The sequence below is a fragment of the Streptomyces sp. NPDC085944 genome, assembly GCF_040686295.1.
In the GTDB taxonomy this organism is placed as follows: Bacteria; Actinomycetota; Actinomycetes; order Streptomycetales; family Streptomycetaceae; genus Streptomyces; species Streptomyces salinarius.
This window is the reverse complement of the sequence record NZ_JBFBJX010000001.1, coordinates 114,086-131,376: the sequence shown is the minus strand read 5'-3', so window position 1 is coordinate 131,376 and position 17,291 is coordinate 114,086. Positions and strand designations below refer to the sequence as shown.

Sequence of the window (17,291 nt, the reverse complement as noted above, 5' to 3'; positions counted from 1 at the left end):
TTGATCAGTAGGTGCGCGCGAAGCGCTCGGTGCAAGGGTGGTGGGAGACGGGTGGGCGGACCTGCCCAGCGTACGCCAGGCCTTCGGCCCGCTCGTGGTCAGGCCGCGTACGCCCCGGCCAGGACGCCGAGGAAGGCCCCGGCGACGAGGAACGGGCCGAAGGGGATGGCCGTCTTGCGGTCCGCGCGCCGGGCGACGAGGAGGGCGCCGCCGTACAACGCCCCGAGCAGGAACCCGGCGAAGGTGCCCAGCATCAGCGTGGGCCAGCCGTACCAGCCGAGGGCGGCACCGGCCGTGAGGGCGAGCTTGACGTCGCCGAAGCCCATGCCGGCCGGGTTGACGAGGAACAGCACGAGGTAGCCGACGCCCAGGGCGAGGGCGCCCAGCAGGGCGGTGGTCCACTCCCCCGCGTGCTCGGGCACGAGCGCGGTGAGCCCGAGCAGGACCAGCACGGCGCCGGCGAGCGGCAGGGTGAGCGGGTCGGGCAGCCGCCGTACCTTCAGGTCGACGACGGCCAGCAGTACGCCGACCGGGGCGAGCAGCAGCCAGACGGCCAGCTCGGGCCGGGTCCCGGTGGCGGCGGCGAGGGCGGCGCAGACGAGGGCGGTGACGGCGGCGAGGGACGCGGTGCGGGGGCCGTAGGAGGCGGGGCCGTCCGCGCACCGCCCGCAGCCGGCCGGGCCGAGCCAGCCCCGGACGGGGTGCCCTTCCGGGCAGCGCTCGTGCCACGCCTCCCCGGCGGGGGCGGAGAACCGGTAGGCGGCACGCGGCAGCACCGCACCCGTCGCCGCGCCCCACAACGCGGCGAGGAGGACGACCACGAGATCGATGTCGACGACGGTGTCGGTGCTCATCCGGCGGCGGCGACGCCCTCGCGCCAGGTCGGCAGCAGCTCGTCGAGCAGTGCCTCGGTGCGCGGCGGCACCCCGCGCGCCCCGCTGCGGGCGACGAGGTCGGCGGCGAGGGCGCGCAGCCGGTCGGGGTCGTCGGTGGCGTGGGTGGCGCGCAGCAGCTCGTGCCACAGGCGCTCGTCGGCGGGGGCGGTGCGCAGGGCCGCGTTCAGCGCCTCGATGGCCTTCTCCGCGCGGTTCTTCTCCAGGTGGAACTCGGAGAGCGCGAGCCCGGTGTCCGCGACGAGCAGCGGGAGCTGGGCGTCGACGATCTCGTGGGTGAGCCAGCGGTAGCGGCCCTCGGGCCGGTCGGCGAGCAGCGGCCCGCGCACCAGCACCAGCGCGTCGGTGAGCAGCCGTCCGCGCACCTGGCGGCTGTCGGCGCCCCGGCCCTGGGTGGCCTCGTAGTAGAGGGAGCGCAACACGTCGAGGTCGGAGACGACGGACTTGGCGAGGGTGAGCCGTCCGGTGGCGTCGGTGGCGAGCCGCGGCGTGCCGTCGGGGTCGGTGCCGAGCCAGGCCCGCAGCCGCTCCAGCAGCGCGTCACGCACGTCCGCCGTCACGCCGCGCGGCCACAGCGCGGAGGACAGCACGCGCGGGTGGACCCCCTCGCGGTGCAGCAGGAGCAGCGCCAGCGCCTCGTGCAGCAGGGCGCTGCGCTCGCCGTCGGGCGCGTCCAGACCGATGATCTCGTACGAGCCGACGAGGCGGGCGTACACGGCGGGCCGCCCCTGCTCGCTGATGTCGACGAGGAACGGCGGGGTGTTGGCCACCCGCCGGGGCCCGCCCTCGGGACCGGAGCCAGGACCCGAACCCGGATCGGCGTCGGTGAACAGCTCGACGACGGCACGCTGCTGCGCGACGGGCAGCAGCTGGGCGTCCAGCTCCAGCCCGAGCAGCGGCGCGAGCAGCCGTCCCTCGCCGGTGATCTCCATCTCCCAGGCGGCGCCGGGCAGGTCGGTGCCCCCGGTGCCGACGAGGTAGCCGATGCCGAGCCGGCCCGCGTCGGCCGCCAGCTCGGCGAGCTGCAGGGCCTGTTCGTCGGACGGCTGGGCGGCGAACAGGACGAGGTGCGGGGCCCAGCGCGTGTGCTGGGCGGGCCCGGTGCGGCCGGTGAGCACGGAGTCGTGCCCGGCGGCGCCGAGCGCGCCGCGCCGCTGCCGGGTCTCGGCCGACATGGTCTCGAAGAGGTCCTCGAACCCGTCGAGATGCCGGATCCGGTTGGGCGCGAGGGGAGTGAGGTCGTCCCCGAACCCGACCAGGGTGATGGTCATGCGGTCCGACCAGCCGTTGGTGGCCAGCTCGGCGGCGACCGACGCGAACACGGCGGCCCGGTCGGTCTCGGTGCCGCTGAGCGAGACGATGCCGGGCACGGCCTCAAGGTTGAGCAGCAGCCGGGAGTCGTCCATGGTGCCGAGGCTGACGAGCCCTGGGTACGGCGCGGCCGTCTCGGCCTCCTCGTACCCCTCGGCGTCGGAGCGGGCGAGCATCCAGAAGGTCTGGTCCTGCCCCTGCTGCCAGGGCGCAGGCGGCTTCCCGGCGGGCTGGGCGAGCTGGAGGTGCAGGTCGCCGTTGCCGCTCAGCCACGCCGCGTAGACGACGGGCAGCGGGCGGGACTCCGCGGCGAGGGAGGCGGCCAGCCCGCGCAGCGACCGGTCGAGCAGGCGTACGCCCTCGGGATCGGCGCCGACCAGCAGCGCGTCCTGCACGTCCTGGGCGTCGCCGGTCGGAGTGGGCGGCTCCATGCCACGCCGTCCGCCGACCGCGCCGAGCGCAGACTGCCACAGCGCCTGCCGGCGCCGGCGTCCGAGAGCGCCGAGGAGACCGGCGGCGAGCAGGGGCGCGGCGAGCAGCGCCTCGGGCAGCCCGAAGGAGTCGCCGGCCTGTCCGGCGGCGGGGGCGGCGTGCTCCTGACCGGGGCCGGGCGCGGGGGTCGCGGGCGTGACGGGGTTCGCGGGCGTCGGCGCGGGCCGCTGCTCGGGCAGGGACACCTGGACGTCACCGCCGCCCTGGGCTCCGCCGCCCTGGGCGTGGTCCCCGGTCCGGGCGTAGTCGCTGATCTGCTGCTGCACCTGCTCGGAGACGTTCGGCGCCTCGTCGGGCATCTCGACCAGCTCGCCGCCGCGGGCGTCGCCGGGCATCTCCATGATCCAGCCGGGCCGGATGAGGGAGGCCTCGGACAGCCGGGACCCGTCCGGCTGCACCCGGTCCTTGTTGAGCTCGAAGATCTCCTTGTACCGCCGCCCGTCACCGAGGTGCCGTTCGGCCACCTCCCAGAGGGAGTCGTGGTGACGGCCCTCGGGCGGCTGGATCCGGTAGTACTTCGTGTCGCCGTGCGCGGCGGAGGTCCCGCCGTCCGCACGGGCGGCCGCCTGCCCCGCCTGCCCGGCCTGCTCGGCGAGGGCGCTCGCGGTGGCAGCGGCCTGCTCCTGCTGCTGGGCGAAGAGTCCCGGCGTCTGCTGGGCCGCGGCGACGGACGGCTTCTGGTTTCCCTCCAGGCTCTGCCCGAGCTGCGACAGCCCCGGCGTGAGGCTCGCCGCGGTGGCACCGACGAGGAGGAGAGCGGCGACGAGCTGCCGGGCCAGCAGCTGACTGGGCCCCGACCCCGGCACCCGCCCCGGCACGCCGACACCGGACACCGCGGCCTTGACCTCGACGAGCACGCAGGCGGTGAACTGCGCCCAGGCGAGCCAGACGATGACGGTGAGGATGTGCAGGAAGGTCTGCACGGTGATCTCGCGCTGGAGCCAGTCGAGGCTCGGCGCGCCGCCGGGGAACGGCCACCCGGCGGTCACGGCCAGCGCGAACGGCACCCCGAGAACCAGCCCCGCCAGCACGACGAAGGCGAGGAACGCCTTGACGAAGTCCCCGAACGACCGCCGCCGCACCCGCACGGGCTGGGGCGTGCGGTTTCTCGGTGCCGAGGAAGCCGTCGAGCTTGACGAGCTGGTGGTGCGGCGTCGCGGCATGGCGGGTGTCCTGTGTCGAGTGTGGGAGGAGTCAACTGTGTGAGCTGTCGGGGGCTCGTCGAGCCTACAGAGATCCTATGGACTGGCGCCGACAGCGGAGAAGGCCCCGAAGAACCGGACCCGCAACTCCTGCACCTTTTCTCCCTCTTCACCCGTAAAGCCGTCGTACTGCCCCGGCATGGACAAGAGATCTCCCGCACAGCCATGTCCTGTGTGGTCTCGAAGGTGCCGTCGGGCAGTTCGCCCTGGACTCCACGGGAGCCCCTCCGGTGGTCGGAGTCACCGGGCCCGTTCCGGGACCCGCGACGGAGGCGACCTCCGCCCCGGCCCCGGCCCCGGCTACGGACAGTCCGTCCGCCCAGCGGTTTTCCCGGAGGCCGTCGGGGCGTCAGTCGTACCCTTCGTAGGGTGCCGGCGGAGTCGGCCCGGTGCCAGGTCCCGCTGTGCCCGGCACGTTCCGTTTCGTCTGCCCCGCAGAGAGGACTTCGGGCCATGGGCAAGAGCGACCTCGCACTGCCGTTGACCGAACTGGAGGACTACGGGCGCCGGCTGCGGTCGCTCAAGACGCGGCTGAACCACACGAAGAAGCTCTTCGAGTCCTACAAGGACGACATCGGCGACGGCGGCGTCAACGACGCCCTCGACGACTTCGAGTCCAACTGGGAGGACGGCCGCGAGGACATCACCCAGCAGCTCGACGCCCTCGCCGGCATGTCGGACGCCGTGGTCCGCGAGTTCAAGAAGCTCGACGACGAACTCACCAAGCAGGTCAACGACGCCGTGAAGACGGAGGACAAGAGAGGCGGCAAGGGCGGCAAGGGCGGCGACAAGTAGCCCGGAGGAAGCCGAACCCGTACTGATCTCGCCGGGAACTGCGCCGGACCCGTTCTCCGACTCGGCGGACATCCGGCACGACACCTCGCCCCGTTTCCCGGCCCCGGAGGCCGGCGTTGCACGAGCACTCGACCTCGCGCGGACCGACGGGCTACCACGCCCCGGCCGAGGGCACCCGGATGCCACGGACGGTGTCCGGCTGTGGCGGGAGGACCTCGCGTACTACGTGGGCAGGTACCACCTGGCTCTCCCCGACGACTTCGTCACGCATGTGAAAGGGCTGGACCACCGCCCCCGGAGGTCCCGGAGAGCAGGCTCGTCGACATTCTGACGGGGATCTCGGGACACCCATGCGGTGAGCGCGGTACCTGGGCCTCCCCCGGCGGCCACATCGCGGTGGGGACACGAAGCCGCTGCCCGGCTTCCGTACCATGACTCACTCGACCCACTCGCGGAAGGACTCCCCCGATGGAAGCCCTGTCACCCGACGACCGCCGGGAGATAGCCGGTTACCCATTGCGTGCGCGGCTGGGAGAGGGCGGCATGGGAGTCGTGTACCTGTCGCACACCCGCGGCGGGCAACCTGTCGCCCTGAAGGTCGTACGGCCCGAATACGCGCAGGACGCGGAGTTCCGCAAGCGTTTCACCCACGAGGTGGCGGCGGCCCGGCGTGTGCAGGGCCCGTACACCGCTCCCGTCCTCGACAGTCTCACCGACGGTCCCGAGCCCTGGCTTGCCGTCGGCTACGTTCCCGGCCCGTCCCTCGCCTCCGCCGTGTACCAGCACGGCCCGTTGCCACTGCCCACCGTGCTGCAACTGGTCGCCGGCATCGCCGAGGCTCTCCAGACCATCCACGCGGCCGGTGTCGTCCACCGCGACCTCAAGCCGTCCAACGTGCTGCTGGCCTCGGACGGGCCCCGCGTCATCGACTTCGGGATCGCCCGCGCCGCCGACACCACCGCGCTGACCGGGACGGACGTACGACTCGGTACCCCCGCGTACATGGCGCCCGAGCAGGCCATGGGCGGTGACGTCACCCCGGCCCTGGACGTCTTCGCGCTCGGACTCGTCGCCTGTTTCGCGGCCACCGGACGCCACCCCTTCGGTGAGGGCTCCTCCCACGCGCTCCTGTACCGGATCGTGTCCAACGAGCCGGATCTGACCTCCTGTCCGCAGGAGTTGCGCGGTCTCCTCGGCACCTGCCTGGCCAAGGAGCCGGGCGCACGGCCGACTCCCGCGCACGTCGTCGAGGCGTGTCACACTCTGGCCGGGACGTCGGGGCTGGCCCGCCAGGAGGGGTGGTGGCTGCCGACGGCCGTCTCCCAGCAGATCGCGCAGCAGGAGCAGACGCTGCGCCTGTACTCGGCCGCCGCTCCAGGGCCGGTCGACGCCGTTGCGCAGCCCGCGCACCCCGCGGCTCCCGTGCCGAGCGCCCCTCCCGTGCCCACACAGCCCGGGCTCTCGCCCCGGGCCGCCTTCGCCGCGGCGGCGCCCACGCGGCCCGCGGGCGCGCCGGGCGAGGCGTTCACGGCCTCGGCACCCCCCGCTCCGCCCTACCCCCCGCACCCGGGCGCCGCGGCCCGTCAGGAGCCCGGGACGCCGTCCGGGCGCCGACGCGGGCCGCTGGTCGCCGCTCTCGCCGTCGTCGGTGTTCTCGCCGTCGGCGGGGGATCGGTCCTCGCCTACCGGTTGACCGCGGACGACGGCTCCGGCGGGAACGACCGGGCGGCGTCCGGCGGCGCCACGGACCCGGCCTCCTCCGGCGCGGCCGGTGCCGACGCGGTCGAGCAGGCCCCCGGGGCCGGTGCGTCCTCGGCCGGTGACGGGCCGAAGACCGAGGCCGGATGGCAGGTCAGCGTGCGGGACAAGAACCTCGTCCTGCGGGCGCCCAAGTACTACGCGAACGCCCAGGACGTCGGCTCGGGCACACTGTGCAACCCGGCCGACGTCACCACGCTCGACGTCAACGACCTCGACCTGAAGACCAACGGGCCCTACGTCCCGACCTCCGGGCAGTGGCTGACGTACACGGACTGCCCCGACCCGATCAAGGTGAACGGCATCCGCCTCGCCGACGGCGGCGGATCGTTCGGCATCCTGGCCGAGCGCCGCCCCACACCCACCGAGTGCCGCGACGCCGCCCGCGCGGCGACACTGCCGAACCCGATCCCGCTCAGCAAGATCAGAGACGACTCGCTGCTCAAGGTGGGCACCGCCCTGTGCATCGAGTCCGGCCAGGGCACGGTGACCCAGCTGTGGGTCACCAGGGCCAACGACGAGGGCCCCGAGAACGACAACCTGCGTACGTACGTCCTCACGGCCACCCAGTGGAAGCCGGAGTGATCCTGGCCGTGACCAGTCCTAGCGGTTCACCGACTGGATCTCCTGGACCTTCACGTCCTGCGTCGCGCCGAACGTGCCGTCCGGGAGGCCGCCGCGCTCGCCCGTGGTGCTGGTCCACGAGATCTTCCAGGTGACGGTGGCCCGCAAGGGGTACGAGCCGTCGGAGCCGGAGGAGCGCAGGTAGGTGACACCGCAGGGCGGGGTGTCGTTCGCCTTTCCGTCCGCGTACGGCTCCCCGATGCTGCCGTCGGCGTTCAGCTCACAGTCACCGGACGCCGGGTACGTCCGGGCGTCGCTCGTGCCGGGGTCGATGTGCAGGGAGACCGGTTCGGCGGTGGTGGTGGCGGACAGGCCGGTGCCGGGGAGGCCGGCGGTGACCGAGATCTTCTTGAACCTCGCCTTGTCCAGCCAGAGCCAGGTGGGCAGGTTCACCTTGGTGGCGTCGGCCGGCCGCATCTCGACCTCCGTGCCGGGGACCGGGAGTTCGTCGTAGGCGTACTCGGCGAGGATCTTCGGCGACACGGCGAGGGGCTCGTCGGGAGTGGTGCCGTTGTCCACCCAGAACGGCGGCTTGTCGCAGGCGCTGGCCTCGGGGTCGTCCTTGCGGTTGGGGTTGACCGCGGCCGCCCAGAACATACCCTCGCCCTGTTTGTCGAGGTTGTAGTTCTTGTACGGCTTGCCGTCCTTGAAGCGCTGGTCCAGCGTGTCGCCGACGAAATCGCCGATGTCTCCGATGAACGGCAGCTCGCTGATGCCCCGCATGGCCTTGACCGTGGCCTCGATCTGCTTGGGTGAGAAGGCGGGCTCATACCAGCACGCCGGGGGCGTCCAGTTGCTGTCGGTGGACGAGAGCGTGCCGGTCTTGCCAGAGCCGGTCGAGCCGTTGACCGTCGTACGGACCCTGGTCTGCACCGTGAGGTTCTTGCCCTGGACGCCGCCCTTGGCATCGCCCAGGCTGCTGCCGTCCCCCGTCTTCCCTCCGGCCTGCGCGGCCGTCGGTGCCAGGGCCATCGGGAGCACGAGTGCGGCGACTACGAAAACCTGTCGACGTGTACGGTTCACGGCTGGCACTTCTCCGCTCCCCGCTCCGACACCACGTTCACGGTCTGCCAGACGCCGTCGGCGTTCTTCTCCATGCGCGCGTTGTAGGAGACGTAGTCGTCCGCGTCGCCGGGCGTCTTCTTGACCTTCTTGGTCTTTCGGTCCTTGCTGTACGACTCCGTCTCGTCACCGCAGTACGTCACCGTGGCGGTGTTCTCCCCGTCGAGGGTGACCTCGCGGTCGTAGTACCGCGTGGTTCCTGTCCAGGTCGTGCCGCCCTCGTAGAAGGACTGGACGTAGGACGCTGCCGCGACCAGGGCGTTGTCCTTGCTGTAGAACTTCAGGGCCGGGTGTTCCTCGGCGTCGACGGTGATCGCCTCGTCGACCGAGTCGATCATCCGCTGATTGTCGGCAAGCACCGCGTCCTTGACCGGATCACCGGTCTTGGAGCCCTCGAACACGTTCTTCACATCGGCGGGCAGCTTGATCTCCGGCCGGTCCACCCCCTTCTCACTCGCGGACGGCGAAGGCGACGCGGACGCCGAAGCCCCCGTGTCCGCGCCCGTGATCTCGTCCTTGCCCGAGTCGTCGGAGTCCGAGCCGCCGCCGCAGGCGGTCAGCAGCAGGGCCACCGCCGTCGTCAGGGCGGCGGCAGCGGTCGCGGTCGTCGTTCGTGTGCGCATGGAAGTCGTACCTCCGTTGGTGGGGGGGATGGAAGGCGATTACGGGCGGGGCGGCATCGGTCAGCCCACCTCGTTCTCCGCCACAGCCCGACCGTGGACCACCACGTCGCCGCCGTAGAACGCCCCCGTGAAGACCGGGGAGTACGTGAGCTGGACCTCGACCTGCACCCGGTCGACGTCGGCTGCCACGCAGTGCGTCGCGGCGATGTCCGCGCCGGTCATGTCCATCTCGGCGGCGAAGGCCTTGACCCGGGCGTCGCAGTTCTCGTAGTTGATGGGGGCGGGGCCGCCCACGTCGTCGTAGAGGGCCTCGCGGTCGATGTCCTGGGCGGCGTAGCGGGCGGCCTGTTCGGCGATGTCCGCGGCGCGTTCCCGCTTGGAGATGGACATGCCGCCGTCGATGACGAAGGCCGCGAGAGTGAGGAAGACCAGGGCGAAGATGATGACCGCGCCGGCGCCGGAACCGCGGTCGTCCAGGCGGGCGCCGCGCTCCGCCAACCAGTCGGGGACGAGGTGTCTCACGCCGTCCTCCGGTACGGGTCCAGAGGCGAGCTGAAGCTCGCCGAGAGGGTGGTCGGGATGTCGAGGCCGATCATCGACAGGCCGCGCACCTCGCAGCTGACCTCGACCGTGAAGAGCGTGTCCGGCTCGAAGCCCGCGCTCTTCTGGACCACGGAGACGGGTCCGGAGCAGACGTCCTCCAGATCGGCCCGGGCCGCCTTCCTCGCCTCGGCCATCGCCGTGCCGTGGTCCTTCTGGATCGAGCCCGCGCGTGCCGCGTCCCGGGCCGCGCCGTCCAGGGCGCCGCGGCCTTCGACGAGCTGGCCGAAGCCGACCAGGACGAGGATGAAGAGGATCATCACCGGGGCGAGGATCACCACCTCGATGGTGGACAGGCCCCGGTCGTCGGTCTCGACGCCGGTGTCGACGCCGGTCTCGGCCGTGCGCGTGCCGGCGCGGGAGAGGGCGGTCATCGGTTCTCCCCCTCCGGCACGAACCGCTCCACCGGGCCCATCGACTGTGCGTGCACCGTCAGGTCCAGTCCCGGGAAGACCGTGGGGACCCGGGCCGTGATCTCCACGCCGACCGTGTCCTGTTCGGGCTGGAGCGTCTTCACGTCCGGGGCCAGAACCAGCTGGGGACCCAGCTGGCTGATGTAGCTGTCGACCACGTCCCGTGCCTCGCCCCGCCAGCCGCCGGGCTGGTCGTGCGCCGTCGCGCGGGCCTTGCGCGCGCCCGCCTGGGCCGCCGCCTGGGCGACGTGGTCGGCGAAAAAGTACAGACCGAACTGCACCGTCGCGAAGATCATGAAGAACAGGACCGGCGTGAGGAACACGAACTCGATCGCGGTCATGCCGGAGTCGCCGCGGGTGGCCGCCGCTTCACGCGCGGTCTCCACCCTGCGGCGTACCCGTCCGAGCACGCTTGCCGCCATCCCCGTGTACCCCGTACCTCCGACCGGCCTCAGCAGGTGCCGCTCGCGTCGGCGCCCTCGATGCAGTCGCCGACGCCTTCGGCGCCCTTCTTCATGGCCTTGGTGATGATCGCGGCCACCACGCCGACGAGCGCGACGACGACCGCCGAGATGATGACCCACTCGACGGCGGACGCGCCGCGGTCGAGTTCGCCGGATCGGGCGCGCTGCACGCGGCCCTGAAGGAAGGTGACCAGGAAGTCCACGGCCGGGATACCGGTGCGGAAGTTCCGTCCGTTCATGGTGATGTGTCCTCTCGAATCAGATTCTGGAAGCGGCTCGGAGCTGGAAGGGTCGAGTCACACCTGAAACACCCGCATCGCCGCCGGGTAGATCAGGAACACCAGGAACCCGGCGCACAGCAGGAGCTGGGCCACGAGCATCGACTGGGACTTCTCACCCGCGCTGCCCTCGATCTCGGAGAGCTCGCGGTGCCGCATGGTCTCGGCACGGGAGGCCAGGGACTCGCGGACCTTGGCACCGTCGTCCGCCACGAGCGCGAGCGAGGTGGACAGGTCCTTGAGCTCCTCGACGCCCAGTTCCTCACCGAGGTGGCCGAGCGCCTGCCACTGGCTGATGCCCGTGATGCGCGCGTCGGACAGGGCGTTGCGGATCCGCTGGGTGGCCCAGCCGTCCGACACCTCCGCCGCCGCCATCAGCGCCTCCGGCAGACCCCGGCCGCCGGCCAGGCTCATGGAGACCAGGTCCAGGTAGGCGCCGATCACGCGCCGCAGGTCACGACGCTTGTCGGCGGCGTCCCTGCGGACCTCCAGGTCGGGGAGGAAGAAGAAGAGCGCGGCGCAGAGCAGCGCCAGCCAGACCGGGATGATCGGGCCGCTGCCGAAGCCGAGCTGCCAGACGATGGCGAACAGGAGCGGACCGAAGAACAGGCCGCCCACGGCCAGCAGCACCTTCGTCGCCAGGAACTTCTCCCAGCTGCGGTCGAGGACCGCCAGGTCCGCCCGCAACGAACGCTGCTGCCAGCCCTGCTGCAGGTACAACTCGGCGACACGGGCGCCGACCCGGGCCCGCAGCGAGTCGAGACGACCGGTGTCCTGCGCCGTGCGCGACGACGACGATTCGTACGCCGCCCCGCGCGCCCGCATCGCGTCGATCCGGGCGACCTGCTGGATCGGGCTGCGTCTGCTCGGCATCAGGGCGCGGACCAGGACGTAGATGCCCAGGCCGATGACGGCGCCGACCAGGACCGGCATGGTCAGGTTCATCGTCGTACCCCCTCGTCACCAGACGCCGGAGACGGCTGTGCCGGTTGCGGCAGGCGCTGTACGGGCTGTCCCGGCTGGCCGGAGGGTCCCGGCTGACCCGGTGTGCGAGGACGCACGAACCGGACGTCGGAGCCGTCCCGGACCAGGAAGCGGTCCGGCGTCTCGATGGTCGACAGCTTGCGCATCCACCAGAAGCCGAGGGCGAACAGGCCGCACACGCAGGCCAGGACGAGCTGGCCGACGGGCGAGCTGTACGGCTCGACGAAGTCCCGGTTGAAGATGGACAGGCCGAGCACGAAGAGGACCGAGACCGCGACCACGATCTGCACGGACCGGCGGGTCGAGGCGCGCTGGGCCATCACCCGCTGGCGCATGTCGACCTCCTCGCGCGCCGACTTGGCGAGCGCGCCCAGCACCTGGCGCAGACCGGGGCCGCGCAGCCGCGCGTTGAGGATCAGCGCCGCGACGATGATGTCGGCGGAGGCGTCGTCGATCTCGTCGGCGAGGTGCTGGAGCGCGTCGGGCAGCGGAGTGCGCGAGCGCAGCCGGTCGACGAGGGCGTCCAGGTGGGGGCGGAGTACGGGCGCAGCGGCTCGGGCGGACGCCGGGATGGCCTGCTCCAGACCGACGGCGCCCGCGATGGTGTCGCGCAGCGACTCCGTCCAGGAGGCGAGTGCCTCGACCCGCTTCATGGCGGCGCGTTCTTCGGCGGCGCCGCCGAAGAGGCGGTCCCAGAAGAAGACGAGGACACCGGCCGCGATGCCGAGGACCGCCCAGCGGGTCAGGAGCAGGACGGCGAGGCCGACGAGGGCCGCGGCGGAACCGCGCCGGCCGGCCCAGCGGATCAGCTCGTTGACCCGCTCGCTGGCCTGCCGCTTCTCGTGTTCGGGCTTGGCGGGCAGTCCGCGTACGGCGAGGAGGAACAGGGCGAGGCCGCCGCCCACTGCGACACCGCAGGCGAGCGCGTAGACGACCGTGGTGGAGAACAGTCCGCCCATGGAGCCGAGCGAGTCCAGTGCCGCGAGTGTGGTGGTCGTGTCACTCATGTCCGTCACCCCCACGTTCCGTTGGGCCGGTAGCCGTAGGCGATGAGTTCCTCCAGGCAGGCGATGGGGGCGTGCGGGACGACCTGGCCGTCGGGCGTCTCGGCGAACACCTCGCTGGACAGCACGCGGCCGTCGACGCCGTTGACCTCGCGGACCGACGTGACCATGCGCTGGAGACGGCCGCCGCTCTGGAAGTCGTTGCGCCGCTGGACGAAGACGACGAAGTTGACGGCGCCCGCCACCAGCATCTGGCTGGCCTCGATCGGCAGCCGCTCCGTCGCCTGGAGGGCGTACGTGGAGATGCGGTTGAAGACCTCGTGGGAGCTGTTGGCGTGGATCGTGGAGAGCGAGCCGTCGTTGCCCTGCGACATCGCGTTCAGCATGGTCACGATTTCGTCGCCGAGCACCTCACCGACGATGACGCGGGAGGGGTTCATACGCAGGGACCGGCGGACCAGTTCCGCCATGCTGATGGCGCCCTGCCCCTCGGAGTTGGGCAGCCGCTCCTCGAACGCCACGACATTCGGGTGCAGTTCGGGGAAGGTGTCGAGGCCGAGCTCCAACGCCCGCTCGACGGTGATCAGGCGCTCGTGCGGCGGGATCTCGTTGGCGAGGGCACGCAGCAGCGTCGTCTTGCCGGCGTTGGTGGCGCCCGCGATCATGATGTTCTTGCGGGCCCGGACCGCACAGGCCAGGAAGTGGCCCAGCTCGGGGGTGAGGGTGCCGTTGCCGACCAGGTCGGAGATGAAGACCTTGCCCAGGCGGGCGCGGCGGATGGAGAGCGCCGGGCGCCGGGCCACGTCCATGACCGCCGACAGACGCGAACCGTCCGGCAGCCTGAGGTCCAGCTGCGGGTTGGCCGAGTCGAAGGGGCGGGAGGACAGGCCCGAGTACGCGCCGAGGATCTGGATCAGCTCGATCAGCTCCTCGTCGGTCTCGGCGACCGGCTCACCGCGCACCTCGCGCCCGTCGGAGTAGCCGACGAAGACGTGGTCGCAGCCGTTGATGTCGATGTTCTCGACCTCGGGGTCGTCGAGGAGCGGCTGCAGCCGCCCGACGCCGAAGAGCGCGGCGTGCACGGCGGCCGCGTACGCCTCTTCCGTCTCCGCGTCCAGCGGCGTACGCCCGGCGTTGATCTCGGCGCGGGCGTACTCCTCGAGTATCTGCGCGATGACGGCGCGGGCGTAGTGCCGTTCGTCCTCGGTGGACATCGGCGTGACGCCGGCGACCTGGTCCTGGCGGCGCTGCTCGGCGATGCGGTCGCCGGCGTCCTGCCGGAACCGCTTGACCAACGAGTGGTCGACAGCGGTCATCGGCCGGCCCCCGCGTGGCCGGACATGCCGGTGCCGGCCGGCCCGGCGGGACCTGGGGCACCGTGACCGGCGGGGCCGGTGGGCACGGACCAGGCGGCACCGAACTGCTGGTACAGGTCCGAGGTGACCTTGCGGGCCGAGCGGATGAGCAGCGACTTCTCCAGCCGTCCGCGCCTGCGCCCGGCCAACTGGTCGGCGCCGGCCGGGTCGTCGGCGATCGTGCCGACCACGCGGGCGCCGGTCTGGGCGTGCACCAGCATGTCGGTGACCTGGCCGGAGAGTTTCGCGGCGTTGTTGGTGTCGGCGACGAGGACGACGCCGATCAGCGGCAGACCGAGGCTCGATGCCCCGCGCGATCCACCGTGCAGCTTGTTGGACAGCGCCGCCGCCCGGTCCCGGACCCGGGCGATGGCCTCCGGCTCGGTGCGGGAGAGGAGGAGGACGAGGGAGGCGTGCGGGAACAGCTCGGTCGCCGGGGAGTCCCCGCTGATCCGGCCGCAGTCGGCGATGACGTCGGCGGGCGCGTTCGGGGAGTCGGCGAGCGAGGCGAAGGCCCGGCCGAGCGTGGGCCACAGGCCGGCGAGCCCGGCGGCCTGCTCGGAGATGCCGAGTCCGACGAGGACCTCGAGGCCACCGCTGAGCGGCTGCACGTGGTCCCAGAGCTGGTCGGGCACGAGACCGCGGCGGGCAGTCGCGGCGATCGACAGCATGCCGGTGTTCGGGTTCAGCGGACCGCCGTGCGCGGCGGCGGACCGGTACACCAGGTCGCCGCCCGCCGGATCGGCCTCGGCGAGCAGGACACGGCGCGGCCAGACCGCCGCGAGGGCGACGGCCGCGGTGGTGACGCCGGGGGAACCCTTGTCGGCAGCGAGGGCGATGAGGGCCATGGCTTCTTCGTCGCCTTCTACTTGGCGGGGATGCGCACGAGGGCGACCTCGCCCGCGGCCGAGGCCCACGCGAGAGCGGCCGCGTCGCCTTCGTCGACGAGGAGGGTGATGGACGTGCTGCCGGTGCTCACGGTGGCGCCGCTGTCGCCCTTGACCCTCTCCACCGAAGCGTTCGCGATGAGACCGTTGCCGGAGGAGGACGCCGAGGAGTCTTTGTCGGACGAGTCCGAGCCGCTGGAGCCGCTGGTACCGACGCGGTACGCGGCGACCGTGTCACCGCTCTTGATGCCGGCGTAGTACTGGCCCTCCTTGAGAGCCAGACCGACCGACGCCTTCCCCTCGGGCACCTGCGCCTTCTCGCCGAACATCTGCCCCACCACGACCGTGCCCGCGTAGATCGGGGACTTGGCCTTCAGCTTCTTGAGGGCTTCGAGCTGCGACCACTTGACGTACTTGATGCTGTCGTCGGAGGCCACCATCACGGACGTCACGTTGTCACCGACGGACTCGCCGGCCTGGATGTCGGCCGTCACCTTGACGACCGAGACCCGCTCACCGACCTGCAGCACCAGCATCGTCGCGCCCAGCGCACCCAGCAGGATCAGCAGCACCGCCAGCGCGGCCAGCGCCGGTTTGCGCTCGCGAGGAGGGCTGGGAAGCCGGTCACCGACCGACGGCTGAGCCGGAGCCGCGGAACGTCCCGCGCCCGCCCCCGTACGCTCCTGGATCTTCACGCAACCGCTCCCCGTACAACCAAGAAATTGTCTGCCACGTACCGCCTCGGGCACCGATCGCCCAAGTAAGCAGAATCATCCGCAATTTCGGACACTCCACCCGTGCCCGCCCGACCGATGACGTCCCGGGACATCCCCTGACGCACCCACCCGACCTGGGTAAATAGCCAGCAGTAAGGCGAGTGTCAAGCCATCGCACCGTATCAGCCGCACATAGGCCCCTCAAGGCACGCCCAGTCTCTGCACACTCACCCCCTACACCGTTACCCAGCTGCAACTTCGCACCCGCGGGACCCCCTTGAGCACCGCCCACCGGGCAGCCCCTTCCACTGTGCTCGCGCGAATCACGGACGGCCAGAGCTGAAGGCCGTCCACGTGCGGTTCATCACGGTGCACCCATGACCCCTGCACGATTCACTCACGAGGGCCCCGGCCGCCCGTGCCATGATCTTCGCTCGGATCGGTGACGGAGCGCGTACGCGGAGGAAGCGGGGACGGGGATGGGTCTACTGCCGGTGAGCGGCGCGGCGTTGAGGTCCGACGCCCGGGTACGGGATGCCGCGCGGGACATCGGCGCCCGCTACGACGTCGACTACACCGACGACGCGGCCGTGACCGCGCTGCTGACGGACCGGCGCGAGGCCCTGGAGAGGGAACATCGCCGACCGGCGGCCTGGCTGGGGCTGCTGGCACTGGTGGCGGGCCTGTTCCTGCCGGTCGGCATCCCGCTGTCCCCGGCGCTCGACGCCCACCTGTTCGCCGTGGTGGGTGCCGCGGGCGGCCTGACCGTCGTCGGCGCGGCCCTGCTCGTCCACGCGCGAACCCAGTGGAAGCGCGCCCTGCGCAACGGCCCCCTCGCCGGCTACCGCGAGGTCCTCGGCATCGCCCGGGCCCACGGCATCCCGCTGGCACACATACCGCCGTGGCTGGAGGGCCGGCCTGCGGGCGACGGCGGGAAGGGCGCGGCCCCGATCCCGACGTACCCGCCGGTGGAACCGGCAACGGAGGCGCTCCCGGGACCGGCAACGGATTCACCGGCGCCGACCACCGCTTCCGCATCCGTACCGCCGAAGCCCTCGGCCGTGGCGTACTACGAGCACATGGCAGACGCGGGCGGCTGGCACGACGAGACGGGCTGTCTTCTGGTCCTCGCCGGCGCGGGCGGCGCCACCTGGGCCGCCACCGTGGGCACCGGGGCCGGATACGCGGCCCTTCTCCTCGTTCCCCTGGCCGTCTGGGTCTGGCTGGCCGGCCGCCGCCAGGGGCGCGAGAAGGAGGAGTTGCGCGAGGAGGCGCTGCGGTACGTCAAGGCACTGGAGGCGGCACAGGCAGCGGGTGCACGTGTACCGGAACTCTCCCCGCAGTTGCGCGCACTGCTCGACGGCCACAACTGACCCCCACCCCACTCCATGAAGCGGAGTACTCGTGCATCGCCCCACACCGGCGACAGTCCAGGAGATCCCATCCGTCAACCGATGGGCCGGGGTACGCTCGGCCACCGTGCTCATCGGGAGAACAGAACAAGGAAGGGGAGAGCCGGTTGTCCTTTCTACGCTTCGCGAGCGATGAGGTCCTTGGTATGGCGGGCACGTTGGAGACCAGCGGCGGTCAGATGAAGTCTGCCTCCAAGGAGATGAAGCACGCCGACTCCAAACAGATCGGACACGGCGGGCTCGAGTCCGCGTGCGACGACTTCGCGGACTCCTGGGATTACGGCTTCGGTCAGCTGTCCAAGCTGACCAAGGGCGTCTCCAAGTTCGCCAAGAAGTCCTCGGAAGAGTTCACCAAGCTCGACCGGAAGTTGTACGACGAACTGAAGAAGAAGCAGAACGAGGGCAAGAAGTAGCCAGA

17 protein-coding genes are annotated in these 17,291 nt (G+C 71.7%); 4 read left to right on the top strand and 13 right to left on the bottom strand.

Annotation, left to right across the window (positions count from 1 at the left end; translation table 11 throughout):
* Positions 1 to 98 precede the first annotated feature (98 nt).
* On the bottom strand, positions 99 to 854 hold the full coding sequence (locus AB0P07_RS00640) for an A24 family peptidase (protein WP_365543147.1): 756 nt from the start codon (positions 852 to 854) through the stop codon (positions 99 to 101).
* Positions 851 to 3,859 carry a BTAD domain-containing putative transcriptional regulator gene (locus AB0P07_RS00635; protein WP_365543145.1) on the bottom strand — a complete coding sequence of 1,003 codons (3,009 nt, stop codon included), beginning with the start codon at positions 3,857 to 3,859 and terminating at the stop codon, positions 851 to 853. The genes AB0P07_RS00640 and AB0P07_RS00635 overlap by 4 nt, the downstream gene beginning before the upstream one ends.
* Positions 3,860 to 4,351: 492 nt before the next feature.
* Here AB0P07_RS00635 and AB0P07_RS00630 point away from each other — a divergent pair, with 492 nt between their 5' ends.
* Together AB0P07_RS00630 and AB0P07_RS00625 are read left to right on the top strand one after the other, a co-directional pair.
* Positions 4,352 to 4,693: a hypothetical protein gene (locus AB0P07_RS00630; RefSeq protein WP_365543142.1), complete on the top strand. Its 342-nt coding sequence runs from the start codon at positions 4,352 to 4,354 to the stop codon at positions 4,691 to 4,693.
* 468 nt (positions 4,694 to 5,161) lie between these two features.
* Positions 5,162 to 7,036, top strand: coding sequence for a serine/threonine-protein kinase (locus AB0P07_RS00625; RefSeq protein WP_365543139.1), 1,875 nt, complete (start codon positions 5,162 to 5,164; stop codon positions 7,034 to 7,036).
* A gap of 18 nt (positions 7,037 to 7,054) precedes the next feature.
* Here AB0P07_RS00625 and AB0P07_RS00620 read toward each other — a convergent pair whose 3' ends face one another.
* Genes AB0P07_RS00620 through AB0P07_RS00570 form a run of 11 tightly spaced genes read right to left on the bottom strand, consistent with a single transcriptional unit; the run spans position 7,055 to position 15,440 of the window.
* The gene (locus tag AB0P07_RS00620; RefSeq protein ID WP_365543136.1) at positions 7,055 to 8,098 is read right to left on the bottom strand and encodes a hypothetical protein; all 1,044 of its coding nucleotides are present in this window, start codon (positions 8,096 to 8,098) and stop codon (positions 7,055 to 7,057) included.
* Complete coding sequence (locus tag AB0P07_RS00615; RefSeq protein ID WP_365543133.1) at positions 8,095 to 8,760, bottom strand: hypothetical protein; 666 nt, start codon at positions 8,758 to 8,760, stop codon at positions 8,095 to 8,097. The genes AB0P07_RS00620 and AB0P07_RS00615 overlap by 4 nt, the downstream gene beginning before the upstream one ends.
* 60 nt (positions 8,761 to 8,820) lie before the next feature.
* Entirely contained in the window at positions 8,821 to 9,282 is a 462-nt protein-coding gene (locus AB0P07_RS00610) for a pilus assembly protein TadG-related protein (protein ID WP_365543130.1), read from the bottom strand.
* Positions 9,279 to 9,734: a TadE/TadG family type IV pilus assembly protein gene (locus AB0P07_RS00605; RefSeq protein WP_365543128.1), complete on the bottom strand. Its 456-nt coding sequence runs from the start codon at positions 9,732 to 9,734 to the stop codon at positions 9,279 to 9,281. The genes AB0P07_RS00610 and AB0P07_RS00605 overlap by 4 nt, the downstream gene beginning before the upstream one ends.
* On the bottom strand, positions 9,731 to 10,195 hold the full coding sequence (locus AB0P07_RS00600; RefSeq protein WP_365543125.1) for a TadE family protein: 465 nt from the start codon (positions 10,193 to 10,195) through the stop codon (positions 9,731 to 9,733). The genes AB0P07_RS00605 and AB0P07_RS00600 overlap by 4 nt, the downstream gene beginning before the upstream one ends.
* A 29-nt stretch (positions 10,196 to 10,224) precedes the next feature.
* On the bottom strand, positions 10,225 to 10,476 hold the full coding sequence (locus AB0P07_RS00595; RefSeq protein WP_134654608.1) for a hypothetical protein: 252 nt from the start codon (positions 10,474 to 10,476) through the stop codon (positions 10,225 to 10,227).
* A 57-nt stretch (positions 10,477 to 10,533) separates the two neighbouring features.
* Complete coding sequence (locus AB0P07_RS00590) at positions 10,534 to 11,460, bottom strand: type II secretion system F family protein (RefSeq protein WP_365543122.1); 927 nt, start codon at positions 11,458 to 11,460, stop codon at positions 10,534 to 10,536.
* Entirely contained in the window at positions 11,457 to 12,458 is a 1,002-nt protein-coding gene (locus AB0P07_RS00585) for a type II secretion system F family protein (RefSeq protein ID WP_365544474.1), read from the bottom strand. Before AB0P07_RS00585 ends, AB0P07_RS00590 begins: the two co-directional genes overlap by 4 nt.
* A gap of 53 nt (positions 12,459 to 12,511) precedes the next feature.
* Positions 12,512 to 13,819 carry an ATPase, T2SS/T4P/T4SS family gene (locus AB0P07_RS00580; RefSeq protein ID WP_134654610.1) on the bottom strand — a complete coding sequence of 436 codons (1,308 nt, stop codon included), beginning with the start codon at positions 13,817 to 13,819 and terminating at the stop codon, positions 12,512 to 12,514.
* Positions 13,816 to 14,706, bottom strand: coding sequence for a hypothetical protein (locus AB0P07_RS00575; protein ID WP_365543117.1), 891 nt, complete (start codon positions 14,704 to 14,706; stop codon positions 13,816 to 13,818). Before AB0P07_RS00575 ends, AB0P07_RS00580 begins: the two co-directional genes overlap by 4 nt.
* Positions 14,707 to 14,723: 17 nt before the next feature.
* Positions 14,724 to 15,440: a hypothetical protein gene (locus AB0P07_RS00570; protein ID WP_365543114.1), complete on the bottom strand. Its 717-nt coding sequence runs from the start codon at positions 15,438 to 15,440 to the stop codon at positions 14,724 to 14,726.
* A gap of 500 nt (positions 15,441 to 15,940) precedes the next feature.
* Here AB0P07_RS00570 and AB0P07_RS00565 point away from each other — a divergent pair, with 500 nt between their 5' ends.
* Positions 15,941 to 16,834, top strand: a complete 894-nt coding sequence (locus AB0P07_RS00565; RefSeq protein ID WP_365543112.1) for a hypothetical protein — start codon at positions 15,941 to 15,943, stop codon at positions 16,832 to 16,834.
* Between the two features lie 146 nt (positions 16,835 to 16,980).
* Positions 16,981 to 17,286: a hypothetical protein gene (locus AB0P07_RS00560; RefSeq protein ID WP_365543109.1), complete on the top strand. Its 306-nt coding sequence runs from the start codon at positions 16,981 to 16,983 to the stop codon at positions 17,284 to 17,286.
* The last annotated feature ends 5 nt before the right edge of the window (positions 17,287 to 17,291 follow it).